The organism is Pseudomonas sp. SC11, from assembly GCF_047039205.1.
GTDB lineage: Bacteria > Pseudomonadota > Gammaproteobacteria > Pseudomonadales > Pseudomonadaceae > Aquipseudomonas > Aquipseudomonas boreofloridensis.
The window spans coordinates 3,083,443-3,108,717 of sequence record NZ_CP178183.1; the positions used below are offsets into that span (position 1 = coordinate 3,083,443).

Consider the following 25,275-nt stretch of genomic DNA (forward strand, 5'->3'; position numbering starts at 1 on the left):
TGGGCAGCAGGTCGGCGCCGCGAACACCCGCGCTTGATCACCAGCAGCGCGCCTTCACCGATGTTGGGCCACACTGGAAACTTTGTGGCAGCCGGTGCATGCTCGGCTGAAACGTTTCATTCGCTCAGCTACGTGAGGCGCAGTAACCATGGACCGTCTGCTCGATGCACTTTTCCCCGCCCCTGAAGACATTCCCGACACCTGGCGTCTGGGCGAGCCGCTGGAACAACGCGACTACCTCGTAGGCGGCGAACTCAGGCAGTGGCAAGGGCCACTGGCCACCGTCCGCAGTCCAGTCTGGCTCAAGCACAGCGACGGCGAACGCCAGGTGGTGCTCGGCAGCGCCCCCTTGCTTGACGCCGACACTGCGCTCACCGCGCTCGATGCCGCCGTTCAGGCCTACGACAAAGGCCGCGGCGCCTGGCCGAACATGCGCGTGGCCGAGCGCATCCAGCATGTCGAGGGCTTCCTGGCGCGCATGCGCGAGCAGCGCGGCGCGGTGGTCAAGCTGCTGATGTGGGAGATCGGCAAGAACCTCAAGGACTCGGAAAAAGAGTTCGACCGCACCTGCGACTACATCGTCGACACCATCAACGCCTTGAAGGATCTGGACCGTCGCTCCAGCCGCTTCGAGCTCGAACAGGGCACGCTCGGCCAGATCCGCCGCGCGCCACTGGGCGTGGCGCTGTGCATGGGGCCTTACAACTACCCGCTGAACGAAACCTTCACCACCCTGATTCCGGCGCTGATCATGGGCAACACGGTGGTGTTCAAGCCCGCCAAGTTCGGCGTGCTGCTGATCCGCCCCCTGCTCGAAGCCTTCCGCGACAGCTTCCCGCCGGGGGTGATCAACGTCATCTACGGTCGCGGCCGCGAGACGGTCAGCGCGCTGATGGCCAGTGGCAAGGTCGATGTCTTCGCCTTCATCGGCACCCACAAGGCCGCCAGCGACCTGAAGAAACTGCACCCAAGGCCACACCGCCTGCGTGCGGCCTTGGGCCTTGATGCAAAGAACCCCGGCATCGTCCTGCCGCAGGTGGACCTGGACAACGCCGTGGACGAGGCCGTGACCGGTGCGCTGTCGTTCAACGGCCAGCGCTGCACGGCGCTGAAGATCCTGTTCGTCCACGAGGATGTGGTCGAGCCCTTCCTGGAAAAATTCCAGCACAAGCTGGCCGCCCTCAAGCCCGGCATGCCCTGGGCGCCAGGCGTGGCCCTGACGCCGCTGCCTGAACCTGGCAAGGTCGACTACCTCAATGGCCTGGTGAGCGATGCCAAGGCCCACGGCGCGCAGGTGATCAACCCCGGCGGCGGCCAAAGCCGTGGCTCGTTCTTCTATCCCGCCCTGCTCTATCCCGTGACCGCCGCCATGCGTGTCTACCATGAAGAACAGTTCGGTCCGGTCGTGCCCGTGGTGCCGTACCGCGACCTGCACACCGTGATCGACTACGTGCTGGATTCCGACTATGGCCAGCAGTTGAGCCTGTTCGGCAACGACCCGCAGACCATCGGCGAGCTGGTCGACACCTTCGCCAACCAGGTCGGGCGCATCAACCTCAACGCCCAGTGCCAACGCGGCCCGGACACCTACCCGTTCAACGGACGCAAGAACAGCGCCGAAGGCACCCTGTCGGTGCACGATGCGCTGCGGGTGTTCTCGATCCGCACCTTGGTCGCCACCAAGTTCCAGGACGCCAACAAGACCTTGATCAGCGAGATCATCCGCAACCGCCAGTCCAGCTTCCTCACCACCGACTACATCTTTTAGCGGTGAGCTGTCAGCGGCAAGCTGCTAGAGTCGCGGCTTGGCTCGGCGCTTGCCGCTTACAGCTTGGAGCTGCTTCATGCGAATCATCGAGAAGAACGGGGCGTCGGTGCGCAGTCTCACTGCGGCTGAAGAAGAACTGCTGGTGGGGTTCGTGACGGGGAACCTGGTTGGGCCGCGGCTGCTGCAAGCCAACCAGTGGCTGATGAAGGTGCGCAGCGCCAACCAGTGGTTGGGGTGCGACTGTCGGCGCGACGCGCTGCCGGTGCTCAATGTCAGCCTCAATGGCAATAGCGGGACGCTGTTTCTGCGCAACAACCCCGAGACGCCCGAGCATGCCCCAGGCTGTCCGTTCAGCAAGGAGGCCCGTGAATCGGGCGGCCACGCCGAGCCTCAGGTAGCGCCGGCGGCCTGGCTGGCGCCGGATACGCCGCTGCGACTGCTGGGCGATTTTCGTCAGGACAGCGTCGCCAGTGGCGCAGCGCTGGGCGATGGCACGCCTCGGCGTGAACAGCAGCGCCTGCTGTCGTTGCTGCTGAGCTGGATCGAAGCCAGCGGACTGAATGTCTACGCCACCCACCTGAAAAAGGACCTGACCGCGCAGTTCGCCGAACTGCGCGGCGTGGCTGCGCGCTATCCACTGCTGGCGCGCGTGCCAGCCAGCAACTACTTGGAAACGCGGCTGGACATGAAGTCGATGATGCGGCTCAAGGCGCGTCTGCGCGATTCCAGCCTGTTCGGCGAGCATCGCCGCCATGGCTTGCTGCTCGACTGCGTGGAGCGCATCGCCGGACGCAAGGTGTTCACCGCCGCCAGCGAGGACGGTTTCGATTTCCAAGGCCATCATCTGCTCTGGGGTGGCAGTAAAACCGGCGGCCCGCTGCTGGCCCTGACGCTCTACTCACCGGCGACCGCCGGCAGCCAGTTCTATGAACTGATCCACGTCGCCAGTGTGCCGGTGCTGTCGCGTGGGCAGCTGTTTCCGGTGTACCGGGATGAAGAGCGCGAGCCGTTGAAGGCGCTGGTGTCGCTGATCGACTGGATGGCGGGCAAAGGTGTGAAGGTGCTGATGCGCCGTCCGGTGATCGGCGGCGAGGTGATGGACGAGCTGGTGCTCACGTCCGACCAGGACCGGGTGCTGTCGGTGTCGTTGCTGCAAGAGCCAGTGGGGCCTGAGCCTGAGATGGAGCATTTCAAGCGCTACGCCGACTTCAAGAGCGCGGAGACATTTCGCAAGTACGTGGCAGGATTCTTCATGCGCGAGCGGTGATCCAGCAGCCCGTGAGAAAGGGGCCGCAACGCGGCCCCAGTGAAAACCGCGTCTCAGAATGCTGCGGCGAAAATCGCCTCGATCTCCGCCTGGCTGGCGCTGCGCGGGTTGGTCAGGCCGCAGGCGTCCTTGAGCGCGTTGCTGGCCAGCACCGGCACGTCTTCACGCTTGGCGCCCAGTTCCTGGAGACCAGCCGGAATGCCCACCGCCACCGACAACTGCTCGATGGCTGAAATCGCGGCATCGGCGCCCTGCGCCTCGGTCATGCCGCACACCTTCACGCCCATCGCCACGGCCACGTCACGCAGACGCGCTGCGCTGACTTGGGCATTGAAGCGCTGCACATGGGGCAGCAGCACCGCGTTGCACACCCCGTGCGGCAGGTCGTAGTAGCCACCGAGTTGGTGGGCCATGGCGTGCACGTAACCCAGCGAGGCGTTATTGAACGCCATGCCGGCGAGGAACTGGGCGTAGGCCATGTTTTCCCGTGCCTGCAGGTCCTGGCCGTCGTTCACCGCCTGGCGCAGGTTGTCACTGATCAGGGTGACGGCCTTCAGCGCGCAGGCGTCGGTGATCGGCGTGGCAGCGGTCGATACATAGGCTTCGACGGCGTGGGTCAGCGCATCCATGCCGGTGGCGGCGGTCAGGCCCTTGGGCATGCCGACCATCAGCGCGGGGTCGTTGACCGACAGCATCGGCGTGACGTTGCGGTCGACGATGGCCATTTTCACGTGGCGTGCTTCGTCGGTGATGATGCAGAAGCGGGTCATCTCGCTGGCGGTGCCGGCGGTGGTGTTGATGGCGATCAGCGGCAGTTGCGGCTTGGCCGAACGGTCCACGCCTTCGTAGTCGCGGATGTGGCCGCCGTTGGTGGCGCACAGGGCGATGCCCTTGGCGCAGTCGTGCGGCGAGCCGCCACCCAGGGAGATCACGCAGTCGCAGCGCTCGCGTTGCAGCAGCGCCAGGCCGGCTTCGACGTTGGCAATGCTCGGGTTGGGCTTGGCGCCGTCGAAAATCGTCGAGTCGATGTCGCGCTCGGCCAGCAGGCTGGCGATGCGCGAGGCCACCCCAGCCTTGGCCAGACCGGCGTCGGTGACGATCAGCGCCTTGCGCAGGCCGTAGCCGGCGATGGCCGTCATGGCCTCGCCCAGGCAGTCGAGTCCCATGATGTTCACCGCTGGAATGAAGAATGTGCTGCTCACGGCCGAGTTCCTCTCTCTGGTTGTTGTCTCTCTGGCGGCGAGCATCCTCCGCTTTTCGCGCCCGGATGTTGATCCAGGACAATGTCCGTGACTGCCCAGTCATCGACGCCGGGAAGCGTCGATGAGCGGCCGGCGTCAGCCCAGGAACAGGCGGTAGGCCGGGTTGTCGGTCTCATCCCAGTATTCGTAGCCCATGGCCTGCAGCGCCTGCGGCAGGGTCGCCTGCTCATCGTCCGGCACCTGGAGCGCCGCCAGCACCCGCGCCTGGGCTGCACCGTGGTTGCGGTAGTGAAACAGGCTGATGTTCCAGCGCCGGCCCAACCGTTCGAGAAAGCCCCGCAGTGCGCCAGGGCGCTCGGGGAACTCGAAGCGCAGCACCCGCTCCTGGGTATCCGGCGCGGCATGCCCGCCGACGGTATGGCGCACATGCAGCTTGGCCAACTCGTTGTCGGTGAGGTCGAGCACCTCGTAGCCCTGCTCGCGCAGGCTGTCGAGCAACCCCGTGCGCGGGTCGCGCTGTGGGTGGGTCTGCACACCGACGAACAGCCGGGCCGGCTTGCCGGGCTGGCAACGGTAGTTGAATTCGGTCACCTGGCGCCGGCCCAGGGCCTGGCAGAAGGCCCGAAAACTGCCGGGGCGCTCGGGGATGGTGACGGCGATCACCGCCTCGCGCTGCTCGCCCAGTTCGGCGCGTTCGGCCACATGGCGCAGGCGGTCGAAATTGACGTTGGCGCCGGAGTCGATGGCCACCAGGGTCTGCCCTCGCGCACCCTCGCGCGCCACGTATTTCTTGATCCCGGCCACGGCCAAAGCGCCGGACGGCTCGGTGATCGAGCGGGTGTCGTCGTAGATGTCCTTGATCGCGGCGCACAGCTCGTCGCTGCTGACGCTGATCACCTCGTCGACGAAATGCCGACACAACTCGAAGCAATGGGCACCGACCTGGGCCACCGCCACGCCGTCGGCGAAGCTGCCGACCTGGGGCAGGACCACACGCTGCCCGGCGGCCAGCGCCGCTTGCAGGCAGTTGGCGTCATGCGGTTCGACCCCGATCACCTTGACCTGCGGGCGCAGGTACTTGACGTAGGCGGCGATGCCGGCGATCAGCCCACCGCCGCCGACCGGCACGAAGATCGCGTCCAGCGCACCCGGCTGCTGGCGCAGGATTTCCATGGCCACGGTGCCCTGCCCGGCGATCACATCCGGGTCGTCGAACGGCGGTACGAAGGTCGCGCCTTGCTCGTCGGCCAGGCGCAAGGCGTGAGCCAGGGCGTGGGGGAAGCTGTCGCCGTGCAGCACCACGTCACCACCCCGGGCGCGCACACCGGCGATTTTCAGCTCCGGCGTGGTGGTGGGCATGACGATGGTCGCGACCATGCCCAGATGCGCCGCCGCCAGGGCTACGCCTTGGGCATGGTTGCCGGCCGAGGCGGTGATCACGCCACGCGCGCGTTCGGCCTGGGACAGGCGCGACAACCGCGTGTAGGCACCGCGGATCTTGAAGGAGAACGTCGGTTGCAGATCTTCGCGCTTGAGCAGCACCTGATTGCCAAGACGCGTCGAGAGCGCCGGCGCGGGCTGCAGCGGTGTTTCGATGGCCAGGTCGTACACGGGCGCCGCAAGAATGCGCCGCACCTGCTCCGACAGCAGTTGCCGGGGCGTAACGGCGGTACGGGGGCTGACGCTGAGATTGCTCATCGATGACTCCTGGGTGGTTTCACGTGCCCAGGAGTCGAGAAGAAAAAACCCGCCTCCAGGGCGGGTTCGGTGCCAGTACGCGCTAGCCCGCCAATCCGATGATGGCGGTAATAATGATCAGGCCGAAGGTGCGCGCTGGCAGGGAGGTATTCATGGGGTAGGAACTTATCCCGCAAACTCGTAGGAAGTCAACACTCCGCCGTGCGCTGCTGGGCGGACAGCGGCACGTCGAAGACCTTGTCGAAGCCCCACTGGAACACGAAGGCATAGACGAAGAAGAACACGAACAGCGCCAGGTTGGTGAGCAAAGCGCTCCACAGGCTGATGTCCAACCAGAACGCCACCAGCGGCAGCAGGATCAGCACCAGCCCGCCTTCGAAGCCCAACGCATGCAGCAGGCGCCGCAGCCAGGTCCGGCGACGCTGTGCCTGGCGCGCTTCCCAGCGCTCGAAGGCCCAGTTGTAGCCCATGTTCCAGCTCATGGCGATGCCAGACATCAGCACCGACAGCAACGTGGAATGGGCCATGCTGGTCTCGAACATCAGCGTCAGCGCGGGCGCCACGCAGGCGACGGCGATGATTTCATAGAGGATGGCCTGGACGACCTTGCGAGCCTTGCCTTGCATGGGGCGTTCCTTCGCGTAAACGGACGACGACGGTACCCCGGTTCAGCGTGCGGTTCAAGCGATGCGCTACGGCGCATCCCCCACTGCCGCCGAGCGCTCGGCCGGCTCAGGGGCGCCCAGTGCCTGGCTGAAGAAGGCGGCGGTCTCGCTTTGCAGGCTGCGGTGCACTTGGCGCCGATCGACGCCATCGGCGTCTTTGCACAGCACGATCATGCGCTGGCGTTGCTCGTCGTCGCACGGCGCCATGAACACGAAATGGCCGGCACCGGAGAGCAGGCGGTAATCGGGGGTGACCGGCAGCTTGCGCGCCAGGGCGCTGGCATTGCGCTCCACGGCCAGCAATTGATCCTGATCGCCGCTGTAGATCAGCGCCGGCACCTGCACATTGGCCAGGGCATGGCGACCGAACATCAGCCCCAGTGGGGCCATCAGCACCACCGCCCCGACCCGCGGATCGGCCTGGGGCGCCAGCTCGCTGCGATCGGAGATCAGCACACCATGGGTCTTGCAGGCATCGGCGTCCAACGGCCGCTCCAGGCAGTAGTTGCGCAAGCGTTCCAAGTCTGGTCGGGCGCCGGAGAGGATCAGCGCGGTCTCGCCGCCGGCCGAATAGCCGATCACACCGACCTTGCCGGGGTTCAGATACGGCCCCAGCAGCGTGTCGGCACGTGCGGCGCTGATCGCGGCACTCACCTGCAGCGGGCGTCCATACAGGTTGCTCAGGGTGCCGAGACGGCTATGATCGTGCAGGTTGTCGCCGGGATGGGTCACCGCCACCACCACGAAACCCTGGCGCGCCAGTGACGTGGCCAGATCATGCAACGCCACGGGCGTACCGGTGTTGCCGTGGGAGATCACCAACAGCGGAAATTGCCCCAGAGCCACCGGCGCTTCCTCGGCCACGCGCAGCGTATAGCCATCGATACGCATCTGATGCGCCGTGGCGCTACTGGGGTAGAAGACCAGTGCCTGCATGGGCTGGGCATCCAGCGGGTCGCTCAGGGCCAGACGATGCAGGCCGGCCACCCAGGGCGCAGCGTCGGCGCGGGCCAGCAGGCCACCGAGCAGGATCAGGGTCAACAGGGCACGGGTCTTCATCGCAGCGGCTCTCCCCTGGAGGTGGACGAGTAGCACAAGCATAGAAGCGCAGCGCGTGGGTGCAGATGAAAGATCCATGAAAAAGCCGGCTGTCGTGCGCCACGACAACCGGCTTTTTCAGCAGCGCTGAATCAGGCGGCGAACAGTTCGCCGGCGATCTGCGCCTGTGCGGCCGCGATGGCCGAGCTGCGCTGCTCAGGACCGTAGGCCAGGCCTTCGGCGCGGACGATCTGCAGATCGGTGATGCCCAGGAAGCCGAACAGCACCTTGAGGAATTCTTCGTGGCCGACGCCGGTCGGCTGGCCTTGGTGCAGACCGCCAGCGGTGGAGACCAGAATCACCTTCTTGCCACCGCACAGGCCTTCGGGACCGGCTTCGGTGTAGCGGAAGGTCTGGCCGGCGACGGTCACGCGGTCGATCCAGGCCTTGAGCTGAGTCGGCACGCTGAAGTTGTACATCGGCGCGCCGATGACCACGGCGTCGGCCGCCAGGAACTCGGCCAGCGTCTCGGCGCTCAGGCGTGCTTCATGGGCTTGAGCGGCGTCACGGGCTTCTTCGGCGGTGCCGGCGGCCAGCAGGGTCGCGGCGGAGAAGTGGCTGATGGCATCGCTCGCCAGGTCGCGGTAGGTGACTTCCACGCTCGGGTCGGCCGCTTTCCAGGCTTCGACCACTTCGCGGCTCAACTGACGGGAGGCGGAATTGTCGCCCAGGATGCTCGAGTCGATGTGCAACAGTTTCATGGGAATCTCCTGTGAATGACGACCGCGCAGTGAGGCGATCAGGATGGGCAGGATGCTACAGAAGGGTTGAATAGGTGAATAGTGAGCAAAAGTGCATTAGTTTGTTCCACTGGTGGAACGGTGGGACCGAACATGCAAGACCTCAATGACCTTTTCTATTTCGCCCGCGTGGTCGAAGCCGGGGGCTTCGCTGCGGCCGGCCGTCAATTGGGCATTCCCAAATCGCGCTTGTCACGGCGCATCGCCGAGCTCGAGGAGCGCCTGGGCACGCGCCTGTTGCAGCGCACCACGCGGCAATTGAAGTTGACCGCCGTGGGTGAGCGCTACCTGCACCATTGCCAGGCGATGCTGCTGGAGGCCGAGATGGCCGACGAAGCGGTGGCCAGCATGACCAGCGAACCGCGCGGGCGGCTGCGGGTGTCTTCGCCGGTGGCGCTGGCGCACGCGTTCCTGCCACCGGTGATCAATCGTTTTCTGCAGCAGTATCCGCAGGTGCAACTGGACATGGTGCTGCTCAATCGCCGCGTCGACCTGATCGCCGAAGGCATCGACGTTGCCTTGCGCGTGCGTGACGTGGGCGACGAAGACCCGGCCCTGGCCACCCGCCGCCTGCGCCAGGCGCGCATGCACCTGGTGGCCGCGCCGGGTTTCGCCGTCGGCCTGGAGCACCCCTCGCAGTTGCTGAGCCTGCCGGTGCTGGGCGCCGCCGAAGCCGATCGGCTGGTGCACTTTCGCCTGATCGGGCCCCATGGCCAGGCGCAGGACATCGCCTTGGAACCGCGCCTGGCTATCGACGACTTCATCGTGCGCAAGGCCTCGGCCTGTGCGGGCCTTGGTTTCACCGCACTGCCGAGCATGTACTGCGAAGAGGAGCTGGCGCGTGGCGAGCTGGTCCGCCTGCTGCCAGACTGGTCGCTGCCCGGCGGGTTCCTGCAAGCGGTCTACCCCCATCGACGCGGCGTGCTGCCGGCGGTGCGGGTCTGGATCGATCATCTGGCGGCCTCGTTCGAGGCCTGTGGAGAGCGCTATGTCTGAGCGACACTTGACGACCGAACAGGCTGCGGCCTTTTGCCTGAGCCTGCCTGGAGCACAGGAGGATTACAAATGGGGCGGAGTGCGGGTGTTCTCGGTGGCAGGCAACAAGATGTTCGCCGTGCAAGACCTGGCGGGCGCCGGCCTGTCGTTCAAAGTGGACGACACACTTTTTCTCGGCTACTGCGACCGTCCCGGCGTGCGGCCGGCGCCCTACCTGGCGCGCGCGCACTGGATCAGCGTGGCGCCGCCCTACGCCCTCGGCCGCGAAGAACTCACTGAGTTGTTGCGCCGCTCCCACCAGTTGGTGGTGCGGCGCTTGGCCAAGCGGTTGCAGGTGGGGTTGGTGATCGAGTGAGTACAGAGCAGTTGGTCAGCCCCCCTCAACGCCCCAGCCAACCCAGCCACAGATAATCCGCCCACACCGCCTGGTGCACCACCACGATGCCCCAGAACACCACCTGGTAAGACACCTTGCGTGTCTTGTGGCGAAACAGTTGCTGGGCCACCAGTGCCCCCGGCCAGCCGCCCAGCAGTTCGCTGGCGTGCAGCACCTTCTCCGGGATGCGTCGACCCAACTGGCGGGCCTGGCGTTTGTCCTGCCAGTACAGCGCCAGGCACACCAGGCTGGCCAGTGGGTACAGCGCCAACGGCAACCAGGACTGCCCGCTCCAGGCCATGCGTGCGATACCTGCACCTGGCAGCAGGCACAGGCCGAGCAACACCAACAATTTCAGGCGCAGGTAGCGAACAGCGCCCTCCCCAGCCCGACCAGGGCCAGGCCGGGCGGCGGCTGGATCACGTTTCATCCGGCGTGCGCCGTCGCCCAGTCGACCCAGCCGAACTGCCAGGTCGCCAGGATCAGCAGGCCGAAGGCGATGCGGTACCAGGCGAACACCGCATAGCTGTGATGCGCGATGAACTTGAGCAGGGCGCGCACCGCGATCATGGCGAAGATGAACGACACCACGAAGCCGATGGCGAAGACTGGCAGATCGGCCGGCTGGAACAGGTCACGGTACTTGTAGCCCGAGTACACCGCGGCCCCGACCATGGTCGGCATCGCCAGGAAGAACGAGAACTCGGTGGCCGCCTGGCGCGACAGGCCGAACAGCAGGCCGCCGATGATGGTCGAGCCCGAGCGCGAGGTGCCCGGAATCATCGCCAGGCACTGCACCAGGCCGACTTTCAGGGCGTGGCTCCAGCGCATGTCATCGACATGCTCCACCGCGATGCGGTGATCGCGCTGCTCGGCCCAGAGCATGATCACACCGCCCACGACCAGCGCCACGGCCACGGTGATGGGGTTGAACAGGTATTCATGGATGAGATCGGCGAACAGCACGCCGAGCACCACCGCCGGCATGAAGGCGATCAGCAGGTTGGCGGTGAAACGCCGGGCCTTGGGCTGCGTCGGCAGGCCCTGCACCACCTGGAAGATCTTGCTGCGAAACTCCCACACCACGGCAAGAATGGCGCCGAGCTGAATGATGATGTTGAACGCCATTGCGCGCTCGCCGCCGAAATCGATCAGGTCGGCCACGATGATCTGGTGACCGGTACTGGAAATCGGTAGAAACTCCGTCAGGCCCTCGACGATACCCAGAATGATTGCCTGAAAGGCACTCCAAAAATCCATCAACTCCCCCAAATGAATACCGCTCGTTGGCGGCATCCTAGTTTTTTTCCATTACAGATGTGCACCGCCCGCGCGGCGTCGCTGTTTTACAGCGTCTGTTGGTCCGGACGCCAGCGAAAAAGTTCGCGCAGACTAAAGGTTTCATCTTGCGCGGCCGAGATCCTAACAGAGACCCGTGCGCAGGCGCGTGCGGGATGCAACAGGGAAGGTCGCCCGACGTTGGTCGACTGGGTTGCCGGACGCCAACCGTGGTTGGATGTCGCTCGTATAAAAAGAACAACGCAATGGAGTGAGCTTTCGATGAACACACTGAGATCGATGTCGATCAGCCGCCGTCTATGGCTGATCCTGCTGGTGTCCCTGGCCATGCTGCTGGTGCTCGGGCTGCTGTTGCTGCGCCAGATCCACGGCGACCTGTACCAGGCCAAGGCGGAAAAGACCCGCCACGTCGTGGAGACCGCCGTGGGCGTGCTGGCCTATTACCAAGGCCTGGAAGCCGCCGGCACGCTCGATCGGCAAAGCGCCCAGCAGCAGGCGCTGCAAGTGGTGCGCGGGCTGCGCTACGACAAGGACGACTATTTCTGGATCAACGACCTGCAGCCAACGATGATCATGCACCCGGTCAATGCCAAGCTCGACGGCCAGGACCTCTCGGCGATCCGCGACCCGAACGGCTTCGCCGTGTTCAACGAAATGGTCAGCCTGGCCAAAGCCAAGGGCGCGGGACCGGTCGACTACCACTGGCCCAAGCCCGGTGCCAGTGAGCCGGTGGCCAAGACCTCGTACATCGAATTGTTCAAACCCTGGGGCTGGATCATCGGCTCGGGGGTCTACGTCGATGACGTCCAGTCCGAGTTCGCCCGCCAGGTGCGCGACGCCTCGCTGCTGGGGCTGGCAATCGCCGCGCTGATGGGCCTGCTGGTGTGGCTGATCGCCCGCAGCATCGCCCGTCCGTTACAGGAAGCGGTGCAGGCCATGGGCAACATCGCCAGCGGCGAAAGCGACCTGACCCGGCGCCTGGACACCCACGGCCGCGACGAGATCACCCACCTGGGCGAATACTTCAACCGCTTCAACGGCAAGCTGCAGGGCGTGATCGGACAGTTGCAAGGCACCGCCCATGCCCTGGCCCAGACTGCCGGGCAGGTCGGCGACAACGCCGGCAGCGCCCAGCAGCACAGCGCCAGCCAATCGCTGCAGATGGACCAGGTGGCCACTGCGGTCAATGAAGTGACCTACGCGGTGCAGGACGTGGCCAAGAATGCCGAACAGGCCGCCAGCGAGATGCGCACCGCCCAGGAACAAGTGGACCAGGGCCAGCAGGCGATTCAAGGCAGCCTGCAGCAGATCGACCGGTTGTCGGCGACCATCGACCAGGCGCAGGGCGTGATTCGCGACCTGGCCGGGCACAGCACGCGCATCGGGGGCGTACTGGAAGTGATCCGCTCGATCGCCGAGCAGACCAACCTGCTCGCCTTGAACGCCGCCATCGAAGCCGCACGGGCGGGCGAACAGGGTCGCGGCTTTGCCGTGGTGGCCGACGAAGTGCGGCTGCTGGCCCAGCGCACGGCCCAGTCTACGGCCGAGATCCAGACCATGATCGAGCACCTGCAAGGTCAGTCGGACGCGGCGGTCAAGGCCATCGACACCAGCAGCGAGGCCTCGCGCCAGACCGTCGCCCAGGCCCGCGAGGCCGGCAGCCGGCTGACCGCCATCGAGCAGGCGCTGCACACCCTGGCCACGCTCAACACCTCGATCGCCAGCGCCACCTTGCAGCAGACCCATGTGGTCGAGGAGATCAACCGCAACGTGCTCGACACCGCCGGCCTGTCCCAGCAGACCGCCGAGGCCGCGCGCCAGTCCAGCGACGCCGGTACGGCACTGGCCCGCCTGAGTGAGGAGCTCGAACAATTGCTGCGCCAGTTCAGGGTCTGAGCGGCCCTGTCCCACCTGACAACTCTGCCAGTAGACCGCCCAGCCGGACCTGGCAGACCGTTGAGCCTCCATGCCACCACTGGAGATCGACATGTTCAGGTATAGCCTGGCCGCAGCCCTGGTCCTGGGGTTGCCGAGCGCATTCGCCGCCGCGCCCATCGAAGTGGGCACACCACAGGAAACGCTGCGGCGCATCAACGACAATTACAACCGCATCGACAACGCATGCAAGGAGCCCGGAGGCGCGCCGCGCGGCCACTATTACTGCAGCGGTGTCACCCTGCGCATGGTCGATGACGGACCGTTCAATCCCTGGGACTACAGCCCCTACGCCATCAGTACCGGCGCCACCTCGTTCAGTTGGATCCGCAAGGACCTGAGCACCAGCCGCCTGATTCGCCCGGCCGGGTTCATCCTGCGCACGCCCGAGGACGCCCGGCGGTTGCAGACACCGGTGATGGAAACCGGCTTCATGTGCATCTACGCCTTCGACGGCTTCACCGGGCCGGATCGCCAAGCGTGGGGCTGCGGCACGCTCAAGCAGCCTGTAAAAGGCACGCGCTGGTCCGACACCCGCCCCGAGGGCTACCAACTGCACTCGGCAACCACTCCGCCCAACGCCAACGCTGCGTTGGCCTGGGGCTCGTGCGACCTGCGCAAGATCGATACCGCAGCGCAGTGGCGCAGCCAATTCGGCCACCTCAGGCCACCTGCACTGGCGCCCAACAACCTGAACCGCATCCAAGTCCAGCAGTGCTCGTGGAACGCCGAACAGGCCTCAGACTGGAACGCCATGATCGACGTCCACCAAGCCCCCGGCACCCGCCATCGGGACGGCTTTGCACGCAAGGAACTGCTCAACGAGTTCCTGCTGCGCAATGACCAGTCCGGCAAGACGCCCGACGACGGCAGCGCCCGCCTGCCCTACATCGATGCCTTCGTCTGGGACGTCAATAGCACCTATGTGGCCAGCACCCGCGGCGACACGCGCAAGGCCCGGCCCACGGTCGGTCTCAAGCCGGCCCAGGCGTTCCAGCGCAAACTGTACGCGCAAGGCTACGCGGTGCCGATCCTGCGCCTGGACTTCACCCAGCCCGCCAGTCAGCGCTTCAGCTACGAGCCCAAGGATCAGGTAGTACCGCTGAGCGATGCGCCAACGCCCACTCCACCTGCACCTGCGGCGCCGCAGCCGGGCATGCTGATCGCCTCCGCCGATTGGGTCGAGCGCAAGCCGGACGAACTGGGCATGGGCCGTACCGAGAAGTCCTTGGTCCTCAAGCTGGCGCCCGGGGTGAAATTGAGCACCGACAACGTCGAGGCCATCTATGAGGACCTGGAAGCTCGCTACGGCGACAGTCCGCAATGGTTGCACGATGAAATCCATCCCGGCAGCATGCGTGCGCAACTGCAGTGCCTGGCCGTGCGTCACCCGGACAATGCCCAATGGCAGCTCGAACCCTGGCGCCCGGTGCTCTCGCCCGCCGACATGCAAAAGACCAACTGCAACCCAGTGCGCAGGCTGATCGAGTCGACCCGTTGGACGGTGCTGACTGAAAAGGGGCACCCGCTCAAATCCGAAGACAGCGGCGAGGCGCTGTTCGGTTTGCAGGTGGTGCCAACCGCTTTGGGCCGGCAAGCGAGTACACAGGACTTGTACGCCGAACTGTTCCGCCAGGAGGGCCTCGATCCGCGTTGGCAGGAAGGCGTTGCTGGCAGCATGGACTTGCAACTGGCCTGCCTGCACAAACTCTACAACCGCAAGGCCGACTGGAACCTTGAACCCTACCGCAAGGCCACCTCGTCGGCGCAGACCGAACGGGCCAAGTGCAACCCGTGAACGTGCATCGGCCCATGGCCCGCGCAAACGGCGGACGGTGGGCCGAGTCATTCACGCTGGAACGGGGTTGCAACCGACTTTCTCGGCCTGCTCCTCATTCACGAAAGGCCTTACCGGCTCCAGGTTATAGGTGGATTTGTAGCGGATCGGGTTGCCGACCTTGTCCTTGCCGAACACATGGCAACTCAATTGAGTGGCCATGGAGTTGCGTCGTGAACCACGGTCGTAGTCTTTCCAGCGTGGGTCGGCTCCGTACCGGCTCTTGAGCTCTGCATACATCGCATCGATTTCAGCGCGTTCGACGTTGCGGCCGCAACGGGTCGGCTTGACCGACAAGGTCCAGACATTCTTGCGGAAACCCGGATCGTAGCGACGGATCCACTCGGCACTTTCCACGTACTGGCTGCACGTAGCGTTAGCGCGGCTGCCGTCGGCCTTGAGGAACTGGGCATTGGACTCACAGGCGAACCGCGTCTTGGCTGAAGCGTCCTTGGGAAAATCCATCCGCATCACCGGCACCCAGTTGCCGGTCTTCGCGTAATAGTCCTGCTGGTTGCGCTGCGCTGCGCCCAATCCTCGCGACTCGCTGTAGAAGAAGGCGGCGATCGGTACGGGTTCATCGGCCTTCCAGCTCACCAGGCGCAATTCGGTCTGCACTTCACGCCCGGTCCGAGTGTCGGCGATCGACTGGCGCGCCTTGATGAAGGAGGCGAATGCATCACGGCGCGCGCTGGCATCGAGGCGTCCGTTCATATCGAACGAGCATTGACGCTCGCGACGATGGCGACCACCTTTGTTTTCGTGCAGCGCGTCGAAATACTTTCGCCAATCCTGTGCGTTGGTCAGCTTGGCCGACTGGCAACTGGCTTCGGTGCGGCGAGTGGTGCGGTTGTCACCGCAACCTCGGCTGTCACGATCAGCAGTCCAAGCATCGACCGGAAAGGCGCAATACACATCGAGTTTCTTCTGGCCTTTGCCGACGTAGTCGCGTGGGGTAAAGATCATGCCATCGGTATAACCCAGGCCGGGGTCCTCGTAGCCGATCTTGTCCGCACGCATCCAGGACACTGACACGCCGCCAGACTTTTCAGAGGCCGGACTGGGATTCCACACGTCGTAGCGCTCGCCCTTGTGCGCATCGGCGCGCTGGGTGCCGCGGATCATCACGCCGGAACAATCGACGGCCGGGTTGCGCCCGCAGGCATCGACCGTCTTGTTGTACCACTGGGTCACCTCGCTGGCGACGGCTTCGCATTGGTCAGCCGATATCGCACCGGTAGACACGCACATGGGTACTGCGCAGGCAAGGATGAAGGGGAATCGTGATCGCTTCATGGGTGACAACCCTCGGTTGATCAGGTGTCAAGTCATCCTATGGCCCACCTGAACGCCTCAGTACTGGCAGAAATACCAGTTTTGCCAGGCCCGACGCGCCCGTTACCGGCTACGCATTTGCAGGTTACAATCGCGCCCTTTCCCCTCCCCAAGGAGCGCCGATGTCCGGCCTCGAACTGTTCGCCGCCGTGCTCGGCGTCATTGCTGTCTGGCTCACCGTCCGGCAGAACATCTGGTGCTGGCCGATCGGCCTGGTGATGGTGGTGCTCTATAGCTGGATCTTCTACGACGTGAAGCTGTACTCGGACATGCTCCTGCAACTGGTCTACGCCGTGCTCAACCTGTACGGCTGGTGGCAGTGGACACGTCCCGACCGAGTCGAAGAGGCCCGTCAGGTTTCGCGCCTGGATACACCGACACTCATGCGCGGCCTGGGCGTGGGACTGCTGGCCAGCATCGCCCTGGGCGCCGCCATGGCGCACTGGACCGATGCCGCGCAACCCTGGCTGGATGCGGCGCTCACCGGCTTCAGCCTGGTGGCGCAAGTGTGGATGGCGCAGAAGCGTTTGCAGTGCTGGGCGCTGTGGTTCGTGGTCGATGTGATCTTCGTCGGCCTGTTCCTGTACAAGGGCCTGTACCTGACGGCGGCACTCTATGCGCTGTTCACCGTGATCGCCGTGCGCGGCTGGGTGGCGTGGCGGCGCGACCCGGCGCTGGCGAGCGCATGAAGGTTCTGGTGTTGTGCGGCCCGGAGTCCAGCGGCAAGAGCTGGCTGAGCGGCGAGATCCAACGACGCTTCGGCGGCCTAACGGTGGGCGAGTACGTGCGCCATTTCATCGATGTCGAGCAGCGCGATACCTGCTACGCCGATATTGCGCCCATCGCCCAGGGGCAATTGACCTGGGAAGATCAGGCGCGCGCCCAGGCCCCGCAGTTGTTGATCCTCGATACCCATCTGCTGAGCAACATGCTCTGGAGCCGCGCGCTGTTCGGTGACTGCCCGACTTGGCTGGAGCAGGCGTTGCTGCAACGCCACTACGACCTGCACCTGTTGCTGAGCCCCGAAGGCGTGGAGTGGATCGCCGACGGTCAACGCTGCCAACCGCGGCTCGAAGAGCGCCAGGCGTTCTTCGACGACAGCCTGCTGTGGCTGCGCTCGCGCAACCAGCCCTTCAAAGTGATCGGCGGCGACTGGTCGCACCGCCGCGAGGAAGCCTTCACGGCGGTTGCGGCACTGCTGGACTGTTAAGTCGGCGATACATATCCCTCCTCGCAAATCCGCACCGTTCAAGGCCTTTCGACGCGCCCACGGCAGTTGTATCAGTGGTGATACACACGCAGCACCCGGCCACCTGGCGCTGCTGAGCGCATTCTCAGCTCTGCTGCGGCCCTCGCTGTCTCGACCGTGAGACAGCGTCACCGCCCTGTCATCGAACGCACCGCTCAAGTACCTGATTTCGCGGGAAAAGCCAAAAGCGGCACGGCTTTCGCTCCCTCTGTTCGCGCAACGCCCAAAGGCCAGCGCACAGCAAAGGAGTGATGCCGTGGGGATCAAGCACACAACAATACCTGCACTGCTCGCGCTGGCCGGACTCGTGGCCATCCCCTGTGCGCTCCCCGCCTTCGCGGCGGGCAACGGCGTGGTGGTGCTGACCCGCGATGTGCAGCCCCGCCAGGCGGACCGCCGCACCGGCACCCCAGACCCCTATCCGACCACCGTCAACACCAACGCCTCGGCGCGGGTGCAAGCGCAGACCAACGAGCTGTCCGACGGCGACTTCGCCCAGGTGGCCAGTGGCACCCGCGTCAGCCGCGAACTGCTGCCCGACAATGGCAACAACCTGCGCGGCCTGGGTGGCCATTCATCGCCCTTGCCGGGCGTGGCCGGCGGCTCCAGTGCCGGCGCATCGGCGACCGGCAGCCTGGCCGGCACGGTGAACCAGAACGTCCAGCGTGGCCTGGCGCCCCTGCAAATCCTGACCCGAGGCCAATGACATGGGCAGCATCAGCTTGTGCCTTGTGTGTCTCGGCCTGGCCGTGAGCGGCGCTGCGCTGGCGGCCTCGCCGGTGATCGACAACGCCACCCTCGACAGCAGCGGCCGCGCCTACCAGGGCAACCTCGACATCAACCAGGCCGCCGGCCATGCCCTGCAGCAGGCCACGGTGAAAGCCATCGCCATCGGCACCCAAGGCCAGGCGCGCACGCAGATCGACCAGCGCAGCGATGCGCGCGCCGATGTCGGCCACGATGCCCAGGTACGGATCGACGGCGCTGCCTTCAGCCAAGGCAACGGCATGCTCGGCATCAACCAGGCGGCCGGCGCCGCCACGCAACAGGCCAACGCCGTGCGCATCAGCATCAGCGCCGCACCGCAAGGCATCGCCGACAGCATTCTCAGCCAGCAGAACGTCGCGCTGGCCAACAGCTCCGAGGCAACGGATCGCACACCCGGCAGTCGCCTGGTCACGACCAGTGATCAGGCCTTCACCGGCAGCCGTGGCGTGGTCCAGTTGAATCAGAGCGCCGGGGTGGGCAACCGAATGGCCAACACCCTGAGCGTCCGGGTCGCGGATTGACCCTCGATACAGCCCAACACTCGACAACCAAACGACAAGCGGAGAAACACCATGAAACCTAAAATGGCACTCAAGCCTCTGGTATTCGCCCTCGCTGCGGTCATGGCAGTGGCGGCGCAGGCGGACGAAAGCGCGACTGGCAACGCCGGCCAGGAGAGCCTGCGCTCACTGCTGACCAATGCCGGTTCTGCCGCCACCGTACTCGACACCCAGAGCAACGCCGGCAACCGGTCGCTCAATCAGGGCACTCGCAACGACGCGCGCATGGACAACTCGGCCAACGGCTCCCAAGGCAACCTGGGTGCCAACGTCGCGGCCGGTACCGGCAACCAGCAGGACAACGTCGCCGCCATCGCCACCGCCGATGAGAAGTTCATCTTCGGCAGCGCCGTGGCCATGTCCCAGGCCACCCAGAGCAACACCGGCAATACCGTCAAGAACCTTTCCGCGACCAACAACGCCAACCTCTACGGTTCGGCCAACGGCAGCTCCGGCAACATCGGCGTCAACGTCAGTGCCGGCGACTTCAACCAGCAGAAGAACAACCTGGCCATCGCCGTGTCCGGCGGTCGGGTCGCCGCCGCCACTGGCGCGGCCAACCAGAACGTCGGCGGCCTGAGCGTCGACAACAAGGCCGACCGCACCTACAGCACCGAAACCCTCAACTCCAGCTACTCGTCCAGCGGCACCTACAAAGGCACCGGTTCCGGCTATGTGGAGCAGAGCAGCCGCGACTGGTATGGCAATACCCGCGTCGAGAAGAGCCCGGTCAAACTCCACGAAGAAGGCACGTTCGACCTGGCCGGCGTCGCGTCCTATCAAGTGCTGACCCCCACCGGCTGGCGCAACCCGGTCACCAACAACGCCAACCTGAGCAACTCGCTGAACAACGTCTCGGGCAACGTCGGCGCCAACGTCTCGGCGGGTGTCGGCAACCAGCAGACCAACTCGCTGTCCATCGCCGCAGGGTGCAAAGCCTGCATGTAACGCCTGTGGTACGGGGCCCTGCGGGGCCCCTTTGCGTGTGTGTATGCGGTGGAGAACGTCATGCGCGTTGTGCTGATTGCCACACTGCTGTTGCTTGCAGGCCACGCCGAAGCGACGCAGATGCCCATCGCCGCCCTGCCCGGCGGCACGCTGGTCTACAAGCCGGTGCAGAGCCTGCGCGAACGCCGCTTCGCCGACCTGGTGCAGCAGAAGACCGACTTCAGTTGCGGCGCCGCCGCCCTGGCCACGGTACTCAAACAGGCCTACTGGCTCGATGTCGATGAACACCAGGTGATCGAGGGCATGCTTGCCCACTCCGACCAGGACACGGTCAAGGTCCAGGGCTTTTCCATGCTCGACATGAAGCGCTACGTCGAAAGCATCGGCATGCGCGCCCGCGGCTACCGGATCGAAGCCGACACCCTGGATAAACTCAGTATCCCGGTGATCGTGCTGATGGACATTCGCGGCTACAAGCACTTCGTGGTGCTACAGCGCATCGACAGGGGCTGGGTCTACATCGGCGATCCGGTGCTGGGCCACAAGCGCTACACCCTCGAGGATTTCCGCAAAGGCTGGAACGGCATCATCTTCGCCGTGATCGGCCCCGGCTACGACAAGGCCAATGCCCTGCTCGACCCTCCGGCGCCGTTGACCGCCAAGCGGCGCATCGACGGTTTCTACCCGGTCGAGGACGCGCAACTGATGGAGTTCGGTTTCATCCAGAGCGATTTCTTCTGACCATCAACACAAGGGGCACCAAGTCCCCGGGAGCAGCGATGAAGACGATCAACTGGCTGGTCGCCGCCTGCCTGGCGACCAGCCTTCCCGTCCACGCACAGGTGTTCAAGCCCGTCGAGGTCAAGGACCAGGAGCTGGCGCAGTTGCGTGGCAAATACGTGATGCCGGGGCGCATCATCAGCTTCGGCATCGTCATGAGCAGCACCTGGCAGAACGCTGCGGGTGACCGCATCGGCGCGACCACCCGCCTGCAGGTGCAGCAAAACGTGATCAAGCCACAGTTCTACGTGTCCATGACCGGCGAGAAAGGCAACGGGCAGTTGCCCACCCACGGCAACGGTCTGGTGGAAGGCGGCGCCGGGCTGCTCAACGCTACCCAGGGCGTGACCCAGTCGGTGCGCGCCGCCGGGGACAACAACAGTGCCTACAACGACGTGGCGATCACTGTCCGCGAGGCCAGCCAGGTGGGCGACGTCGCCCTGCCCCACGGCCAACCGCTGCCTGCCGGCACCACACTGAGCAACAGCAATGCGGCCGGCACGCTCAGCGTCTCCAACAGCGGCAACGGCATCCAGATGGCTATCCAGGCCAACGACAATCAGGGCCAGAGCCTGCAACGCCTGGCCAACGGCGGCATGCTCCAGGCGACCACCTTGCTCGGTGGCAACAACGCCGTCAGCAACCTGACCCAGCTCAATGTGGTGCTGCGCGACAACCTGCCGTCCTCGGGCGCTTTGAACTGCAATCTCGACCAACTCAAAGGCCTTCGAGTCACCGGATACTGATCTACGCTTCGCTTCAATCAACGGGGTTGGAAGGGACGGCTGACATATGCATCGATCGTTGTCGTTGGGGGCAGTTGTGTGCCTGGGAACCTTGCTGCCGGTGTCGCTGCTGTATGCAGCGAACGATCCCCAGGTGGAAGCGCTCAAGGCTGAACTGGCCGCGCTCAAGCAGCGTTACGACGCGCAGCAACAAGCGCTGATGGTGTTGGAGCAGCGCGTGCGCCAGGTCGAGGAGCAACCGGCAGCGCCGCCTCCCAAGCGCCTGACCCGCTCACCGGCTTCAGCGCCGCGCAACAACCAGGCGATCGCCGCGGCAGGCAGCACCGGCAGCGCCAGTGGCGCGTCCTATGGCGAGTCGCTCAAGGACGATTCGGCGCCGGCGCAAAGCGTCTCCAACCTCTACGACGAAGCCAGCGGATTCTTCGGCGGCGGCCGCTTCAGCGTCGAGACCGGCATCAGCTATGCCCGCTACGACACCCGCCAACTGATCCTCAACGGCTTCCTGGCGCTGGACTCGATCTTCCTGGGCAACATCAACCTGGACCGGATCAAGGCCGACAACTGGACCTTGGACCTCACCGCCCGCTACAACCTGGACAACCGTTGGCAGTTCGACGTCAACGCCCCGATCATCTACCGCGAATCGACTTACCAGTCCGGCGGCGTCGGCAACAACGCGCAAGGCATTTCCGAACGCAGCGTGACCCGCGACCCGACCCTGGGCGACGTCAACTTCGGGGTCGCCTACAAGTTCCTCGACGAGTCCGAGAACACCCCGGATGCGGTCTTCAGCCTGCGGGTCAAGGCGCCGACCGGCAAAGACCCGTTCGGCATCAAACTGCGCCGCGACACCGCCAACGACAGCCTCAGCTACCCCGAAGACCTGCCCACCGGCAACGGCGTTTGGTCGATCAGCCCAGGCATTTCGCTGGTCAAGACCTTCGACCCGGCGGTGCTGTTCGGCAGCCTGTCGTATACCCATACCTTCGAGGAATCGTTCGGCGACGTCAGCTCCACACTCAACCAGAAAGTGCCGGGCAAGGTGAAGATCGGCGACAGTTTCCAGGTCGGGGCCGGTGTGGCCTTTGCGCTGAACGAGAAGATGTCGATGTCGTTCTCGGTCTCGGACCTGATCGCCAAGCGCTCGCGGATCAAATCCGCGGAAACCGGCGACAGTTGGGCCGACGTCAAGAGCAGCGACGCCAATGCGGCCTACTTCAACGTCGGCATGACCCTGGCGGCCAGCGATCACCTGACCATCGTGCCCAACCTGTCGATCGGCCTCACCGAGGACGCGCCGGACTTCACCTTCAGCCTGAAATTCCCGTACTACTTCTGATCGGCTTCCACCAGCGCCGCGACGATCTGCTCGAAGAACCAGCTCAGCGCCGTCGAGCGTTCGCTGCGCGAGTGCCAGTACAGGGCAACCTCGAAGTCGGGCACCTCGAACGGTAGCCCGACCCTCTTCAGCGGGCGGTCCAGGGGCAGTTCGCAGAAGATCCGGGCGATGCGCGAAGGCAGGATGGTGATCATCTCGGTCCCGGGAATGATGCGCGGCAGCACCGAGAAGTGCGGGATGCGCAAGCGCACCCGGCGTTCGACGCCCATGGCCTGTAGTACATCCTCGGCCATGCCATGGCCGGAGGTGCGGGTGACGATGGCATGGGGTTCGGCGAGGAACTGCGCCATGTCCATCTGCGCGCCGATGCGTGGATGGGCCTGGTCCAGCAGGCAGCAATAGCGCTCGCTGACCAGCGGCGCATGGCGCAGGCCCGCGCCGCTCAGGCTCTGGCTACAGATGGCGGCATCGACGTGGCCGTCGTTGAGCCACGCGGCCACCTGGTCGATTTCCAGCGACACGATGTCCAGTTCGATACCCGGCGCTTGCAGGTTCAGGCGCTCCAGCACGCGCGGCAGCAGGGCCATTTCTCCCAGGTCGGTCATGGCCAGGCGAAAGTGCCGGGCGCACGTCTGCGGGTTGAACCGGCAGGCATCGGCCACCGCGGCATCGATGCAGCGGCTCGCTTCTTTGAAGCCCTCATAGAGTTGCATCGCCAGCCGGGTCGGCTGCATGCCCTGCTGACTCCGTACGAACAGCACGTCATCGAACTGGGTCCGCAGCTTGGCCAGGCCATAACTCACCGAAGGCTGCGTCACGCACAGCCGGTCGGCGGTGAGGGTGACGCTACGGGTTTCGTACAGCGTGACGAAGGTGGTGATGAGATTGAGGTCGAACCCGGCCATGCGCAGTGATCCTATCGTTATAGATGCCGCTTATGCAGCGATTTTGAACTATCTATTTGATTGATCTTATCCGCATTTTTACAGTGCAACCACACCGATCCAAGCGGATATAAACGTCATGAAAACAATCCACTGCGCCGCCTACGCGCTGCTACGCCGCCATGGCATGACCACGATCTTCGGCAATCCGGGCTCCAACGAGCTGCCCTTCCTGAAAAATTTCCCTGATGACTTCCAATACGTGCTGGGCCTGCACGAAGGCGCCGTGGTCGGCATGGCCGATGGCTTCGCCTTGGCCAGCGGCATGCCAGCCTTCGTCAATCTGCACGCCGCCGCCGGGACCGGCAATGGCATGGGCGCGCTGACCAATGCCTGGTACTCGCACAGCCCTCTGGTGATCACCGCCGGCCAGCAGGTTCGGCCCATGATCGGCGTGGAGGCGATGCTGGCCAATGTCGACGCCACACAGTTGCCCAAGCCGCTGGTCAAGTGGAGCTACGAGCCGGCCAGCGCCGACGACGTACCACGTGCGCTGAGCCAGGCGATCCACTGCGCCAACACTGCGCCCAAGGCACCGGTGTACCTGTCCATTCCCTATGACGACTGGGATCAGGCCGCACCGGCCGGCGTGGAGCATCTGCTCGAACGCCAGGTCCAAAGCGCCGGTGCCCCCGATGCGGGGCAGTTGAAAGCGCTGGTCGAGCAACTGGCGAAGGCCCGCAACCCGGTGCTGGTGCTCGGGCCGGAGGTCGACGCCACGCTGTCCAACGCCGCGGCCGTGGCCCTGGCTGACAAGTTGCGCGCGCCAGTGTGGATCGCGCCCTCGGCGTCGCGCTGCCCCTTCCCCACCCGGCATGCCTGTTTCCGGGGCGTGCTGCCCGCCGCCATCGCCGGCATCAGCCGAGTGCTGGCGGGTCACGACCTGATCCTGGTGGTGGGCGCACCGGTGTTTCGCTACCACCAGTACGCGCCGGGCGACTACTTGCCGGCCGGTGCGCGCCTGCTGCACATCACCTGCGATCCTCAGGAAGCGGCGCGCGCGCCCATGGGCGATGCGTTGGTCGCCGACATCAAGGCCGTGCTGACCCTCGCGGCCGAGCAGGTAATGCAGCAATCCAGACCCTACCCCGCGCCCCTGCCGGCGCCCGAGCCCGTGCAGGACGGTGCTCGCGAACTGCACCCGCACACCCTGTTCGAGGTGGTCGACGCCGTGGCACCGGACGATGCCATCTACGTCAAGGAGTCGACCTCCACCACCAGCGCCTTCTGGCAACGCATGAACCTGCGCCATCCCGGCAGCTACTACTTCCCGGCAGCCGGCGGACTGGGTTTCGGTCTGCCAGCGGCAGTCGGCGTGCAACTGGCCCAGCCCCAGCGGCGGGTGATCGCGCTGATCGGCGACGGTTCGGCGAACTACGGCATCACGGCGCTGTGGACGGCCGCGCAGTACCGCATCCCGGTCGTGTTCGTGATCCTCAAGAACGGCACCTACGGTGCGCTGCGCTGGTTCGCTGGCGTGCTCGACGCCGAGGACTCGCCGGGCCTGGACGTGCCTGGGCTGGATTTCTGCGCCTTGGCCAAAGGCTACGGGGTGAACGCTGTGCACGCCGACACCCGCAAGTCCTTCGAAGCGGCCCTGCGCGCTGCACTGGACGCCAGCGGCCCCACCCTCATCGAGGTACCGACGCTCACCATCGAGCCCCATTGATCCATTGCCACGTCGCGGCGGCCCTGCGTGCCCGCCTGAAAACAAAAACAAGAGAC

General features: G+C 65.2%; 23 protein-coding genes and 2 pseudogenes. 16 read left to right on the plus strand and 9 right to left on the minus strand.

Annotated features, from left to right (window positions below):
* Window positions 1-148: 148 nt before the first annotated feature.
* Window positions 149-1,768, plus strand: a complete 1,620-nt coding sequence (locus tag ACK2SD_RS13695) for an NADP-dependent glyceraldehyde-3-phosphate dehydrogenase (RefSeq protein WP_039577519.1) — start codon at window positions 149-151, stop codon at window positions 1,766-1,768.
* 76 nt (window positions 1,769-1,844) lie between these two features.
* Window positions 1,845-3,035, plus strand: a complete 1,191-nt coding sequence (locus ACK2SD_RS13700; protein WP_412460030.1) for a hypothetical protein — start codon at window positions 1,845-1,847, stop codon at window positions 3,033-3,035.
* Window positions 3,036-3,088: 53 nt separating this feature from the next.
* On the opposite strand, the gene yiaY is transcribed toward ACK2SD_RS13700, so the two are convergent.
* The 5 genes from yiaY to ACK2SD_RS13725 all read right to left on the minus strand — a co-directional run bounded on the left by yiaY (window position 3,089) and on the right by ACK2SD_RS13725 (window position 8,399).
* A complete protein-coding gene (gene yiaY / locus ACK2SD_RS13705) occupies window positions 3,089-4,237 on the minus strand; it encodes an L-threonine dehydrogenase (protein WP_412460031.1) in 1,149 nt (382 codons plus the stop codon).
* 135 nt (window positions 4,238-4,372) lie between these two features.
* Entirely contained in the window at window positions 4,373-5,935 is a 1,563-nt protein-coding gene (gene ilvA, locus ACK2SD_RS13710; protein WP_412460032.1) for a threonine ammonia-lyase, biosynthetic, read from the minus strand.
* A gap of 188 nt (window positions 5,936-6,123) precedes the next feature.
* Window positions 6,124-6,561, minus strand: coding sequence for a PACE efflux transporter (locus ACK2SD_RS13715; RefSeq protein ID WP_412460033.1), 438 nt, complete (start codon window positions 6,559-6,561; stop codon window positions 6,124-6,126).
* A gap of 66 nt (window positions 6,562-6,627) precedes the next feature.
* The gene (locus ACK2SD_RS13720; RefSeq protein WP_412460034.1) at window positions 6,628-7,659 is read right to left on the minus strand and encodes an alpha/beta hydrolase family protein; all 1,032 of its coding nucleotides are present in this window, start codon (window positions 7,657-7,659) and stop codon (window positions 6,628-6,630) included.
* Between the two features lie 131 nt (window positions 7,660-7,790).
* Window positions 7,791-8,399 carry an FMN-dependent NADH-azoreductase gene (locus tag ACK2SD_RS13725; RefSeq protein ID WP_412460035.1) on the minus strand — a complete coding sequence of 203 codons (609 nt, stop codon included), beginning with the start codon at window positions 8,397-8,399 and terminating at the stop codon, window positions 7,791-7,793.
* A 132-nt stretch (window positions 8,400-8,531) separates the two neighbouring features.
* Here ACK2SD_RS13725 and ACK2SD_RS13730 point away from each other — a divergent pair, with 132 nt between their 5' ends.
* Both ACK2SD_RS13730 and ACK2SD_RS13735 read left to right on the plus strand, forming a co-directional pair.
* A complete protein-coding gene (locus ACK2SD_RS13730) occupies window positions 8,532-9,434 on the plus strand; it encodes a LysR substrate-binding domain-containing protein (RefSeq protein WP_039577497.1) in 903 nt (300 codons plus the stop codon).
* Window positions 9,427-9,789 carry an MmcQ/YjbR family DNA-binding protein gene (locus ACK2SD_RS13735; protein WP_295485252.1) on the plus strand — a complete coding sequence of 121 codons (363 nt, stop codon included), beginning with the start codon at window positions 9,427-9,429 and terminating at the stop codon, window positions 9,787-9,789. The genes ACK2SD_RS13730 and ACK2SD_RS13735 overlap by 8 nt, the downstream gene beginning before the upstream one ends.
* Before the next feature lie 25 nt (window positions 9,790-9,814).
* Here ACK2SD_RS13735 and ACK2SD_RS13740 read toward each other — a convergent pair whose 3' ends face one another.
* Window positions 9,815-10,240: a DUF1294 domain-containing protein gene (locus tag ACK2SD_RS13740; protein WP_116888136.1), complete on the minus strand. Its 426-nt coding sequence runs from the start codon at window positions 10,238-10,240 to the stop codon at window positions 9,815-9,817.
* Window positions 10,237-11,070: an undecaprenyl-diphosphate phosphatase gene (locus ACK2SD_RS13745; RefSeq protein ID WP_295485254.1), complete on the minus strand. Its 834-nt coding sequence runs from the start codon at window positions 11,068-11,070 to the stop codon at window positions 10,237-10,239. Before ACK2SD_RS13745 ends, ACK2SD_RS13740 begins: the two co-directional genes overlap by 4 nt.
* 366 nt (window positions 11,071-11,436) lie before the next feature.
* Between ACK2SD_RS13745 and ACK2SD_RS13750 the strand changes: the two are divergent.
* The 3 genes and pseudogenes from ACK2SD_RS13750 to ACK2SD_RS13760 form a co-directional block, all read left to right on the plus strand.
* Window positions 11,437-12,084: pseudogene (locus tag ACK2SD_RS13750) on the plus strand (cache domain-containing protein); the annotation flags it as partial.
* A 336-nt stretch (window positions 12,085-12,420) separates the two neighbouring features.
* Window positions 12,421-13,005: pseudogene (locus ACK2SD_RS13755) on the plus strand (methyl-accepting chemotaxis protein); the annotation flags it as partial.
* 91 nt (window positions 13,006-13,096) lie between these two features.
* Complete coding sequence (locus ACK2SD_RS13760; RefSeq protein WP_412460036.1) at window positions 13,097-14,842, plus strand: DUF2599 domain-containing protein; 1,746 nt, start codon at window positions 13,097-13,099, stop codon at window positions 14,840-14,842.
* 51 nt (window positions 14,843-14,893) lie between these two features.
* On the opposite strand, the gene ACK2SD_RS13765 is transcribed toward ACK2SD_RS13760, so the two are convergent.
* A complete protein-coding gene (locus ACK2SD_RS13765) occupies window positions 14,894-16,177 on the minus strand; it encodes a DUF2599 domain-containing protein (RefSeq protein WP_412460037.1) in 1,284 nt (427 codons plus the stop codon).
* A gap of 161 nt (window positions 16,178-16,338) precedes the next feature.
* Here ACK2SD_RS13765 and pnuC point away from each other — a divergent pair, with 161 nt between their 5' ends.
* The 8 genes from pnuC (at window position 16,339) to ACK2SD_RS13805 (ending at window position 22,606) form a co-directional block, all read left to right on the plus strand.
* On the plus strand, window positions 16,339-16,905 hold the full coding sequence (gene pnuC, locus ACK2SD_RS13770) for a nicotinamide riboside transporter PnuC (RefSeq protein ID WP_295485257.1): 567 nt from the start codon (window positions 16,339-16,341) through the stop codon (window positions 16,903-16,905).
* A complete protein-coding gene (locus tag ACK2SD_RS13775) occupies window positions 16,902-17,426 on the plus strand; it encodes an AAA family ATPase (protein WP_412460038.1) in 525 nt (174 codons plus the stop codon). Before pnuC ends, ACK2SD_RS13775 begins: the two co-directional genes overlap by 4 nt.
* Window positions 17,427-17,721: 295 nt before the next feature.
* On the plus strand, window positions 17,722-18,171 hold the full coding sequence (locus tag ACK2SD_RS13780; RefSeq protein WP_412460039.1) for a hypothetical protein: 450 nt from the start codon (window positions 17,722-17,724) through the stop codon (window positions 18,169-18,171).
* 10 nt (window positions 18,172-18,181) lie between these two features.
* Entirely contained in the window at window positions 18,182-18,754 is a 573-nt protein-coding gene (locus ACK2SD_RS13785) for an adhesin (protein WP_412462316.1), read from the plus strand.
* Between the two features lie 51 nt (window positions 18,755-18,805).
* Window positions 18,806-19,741, plus strand: a complete 936-nt coding sequence (locus tag ACK2SD_RS13790) for a heme utilization protein (protein ID WP_412460040.1) — start codon at window positions 18,806-18,808, stop codon at window positions 19,739-19,741.
* A gap of 60 nt (window positions 19,742-19,801) precedes the next feature.
* Window positions 19,802-20,482: a C39 family peptidase gene (locus ACK2SD_RS13795; protein ID WP_029614381.1), complete on the plus strand. Its 681-nt coding sequence runs from the start codon at window positions 19,802-19,804 to the stop codon at window positions 20,480-20,482.
* A gap of 38 nt (window positions 20,483-20,520) precedes the next feature.
* A complete protein-coding gene (locus tag ACK2SD_RS13800; protein ID WP_412460041.1) occupies window positions 20,521-21,267 on the plus strand; it encodes a hypothetical protein in 747 nt (248 codons plus the stop codon).
* Between the two features lie 46 nt (window positions 21,268-21,313).
* Window positions 21,314-22,606, plus strand: coding sequence for a transporter (locus ACK2SD_RS13805; RefSeq protein WP_295485262.1), 1,293 nt, complete (start codon window positions 21,314-21,316; stop codon window positions 22,604-22,606).
* Here ACK2SD_RS13805 and ACK2SD_RS13810 read toward each other — a convergent pair.
* Window positions 22,597-23,511 carry a LysR family transcriptional regulator gene (locus ACK2SD_RS13810; protein WP_412460042.1) on the minus strand — a complete coding sequence of 305 codons (915 nt, stop codon included), beginning with the start codon at window positions 23,509-23,511 and terminating at the stop codon, window positions 22,597-22,599. The two genes, ACK2SD_RS13805 and ACK2SD_RS13810, sit on opposite strands and share 10 nt — an antisense overlap.
* Before the next feature lie 118 nt (window positions 23,512-23,629).
* On the opposite strand from ACK2SD_RS13810, the gene mdlC reads away from it, so the two are divergent.
* Complete coding sequence (mdlC, locus tag ACK2SD_RS13815; RefSeq protein ID WP_412460043.1) at window positions 23,630-25,219, plus strand: benzoylformate decarboxylase; 1,590 nt, start codon at window positions 23,630-23,632, stop codon at window positions 25,217-25,219.
* The last annotated feature ends 56 nt before the right edge of the window (window positions 25,220-25,275 follow it).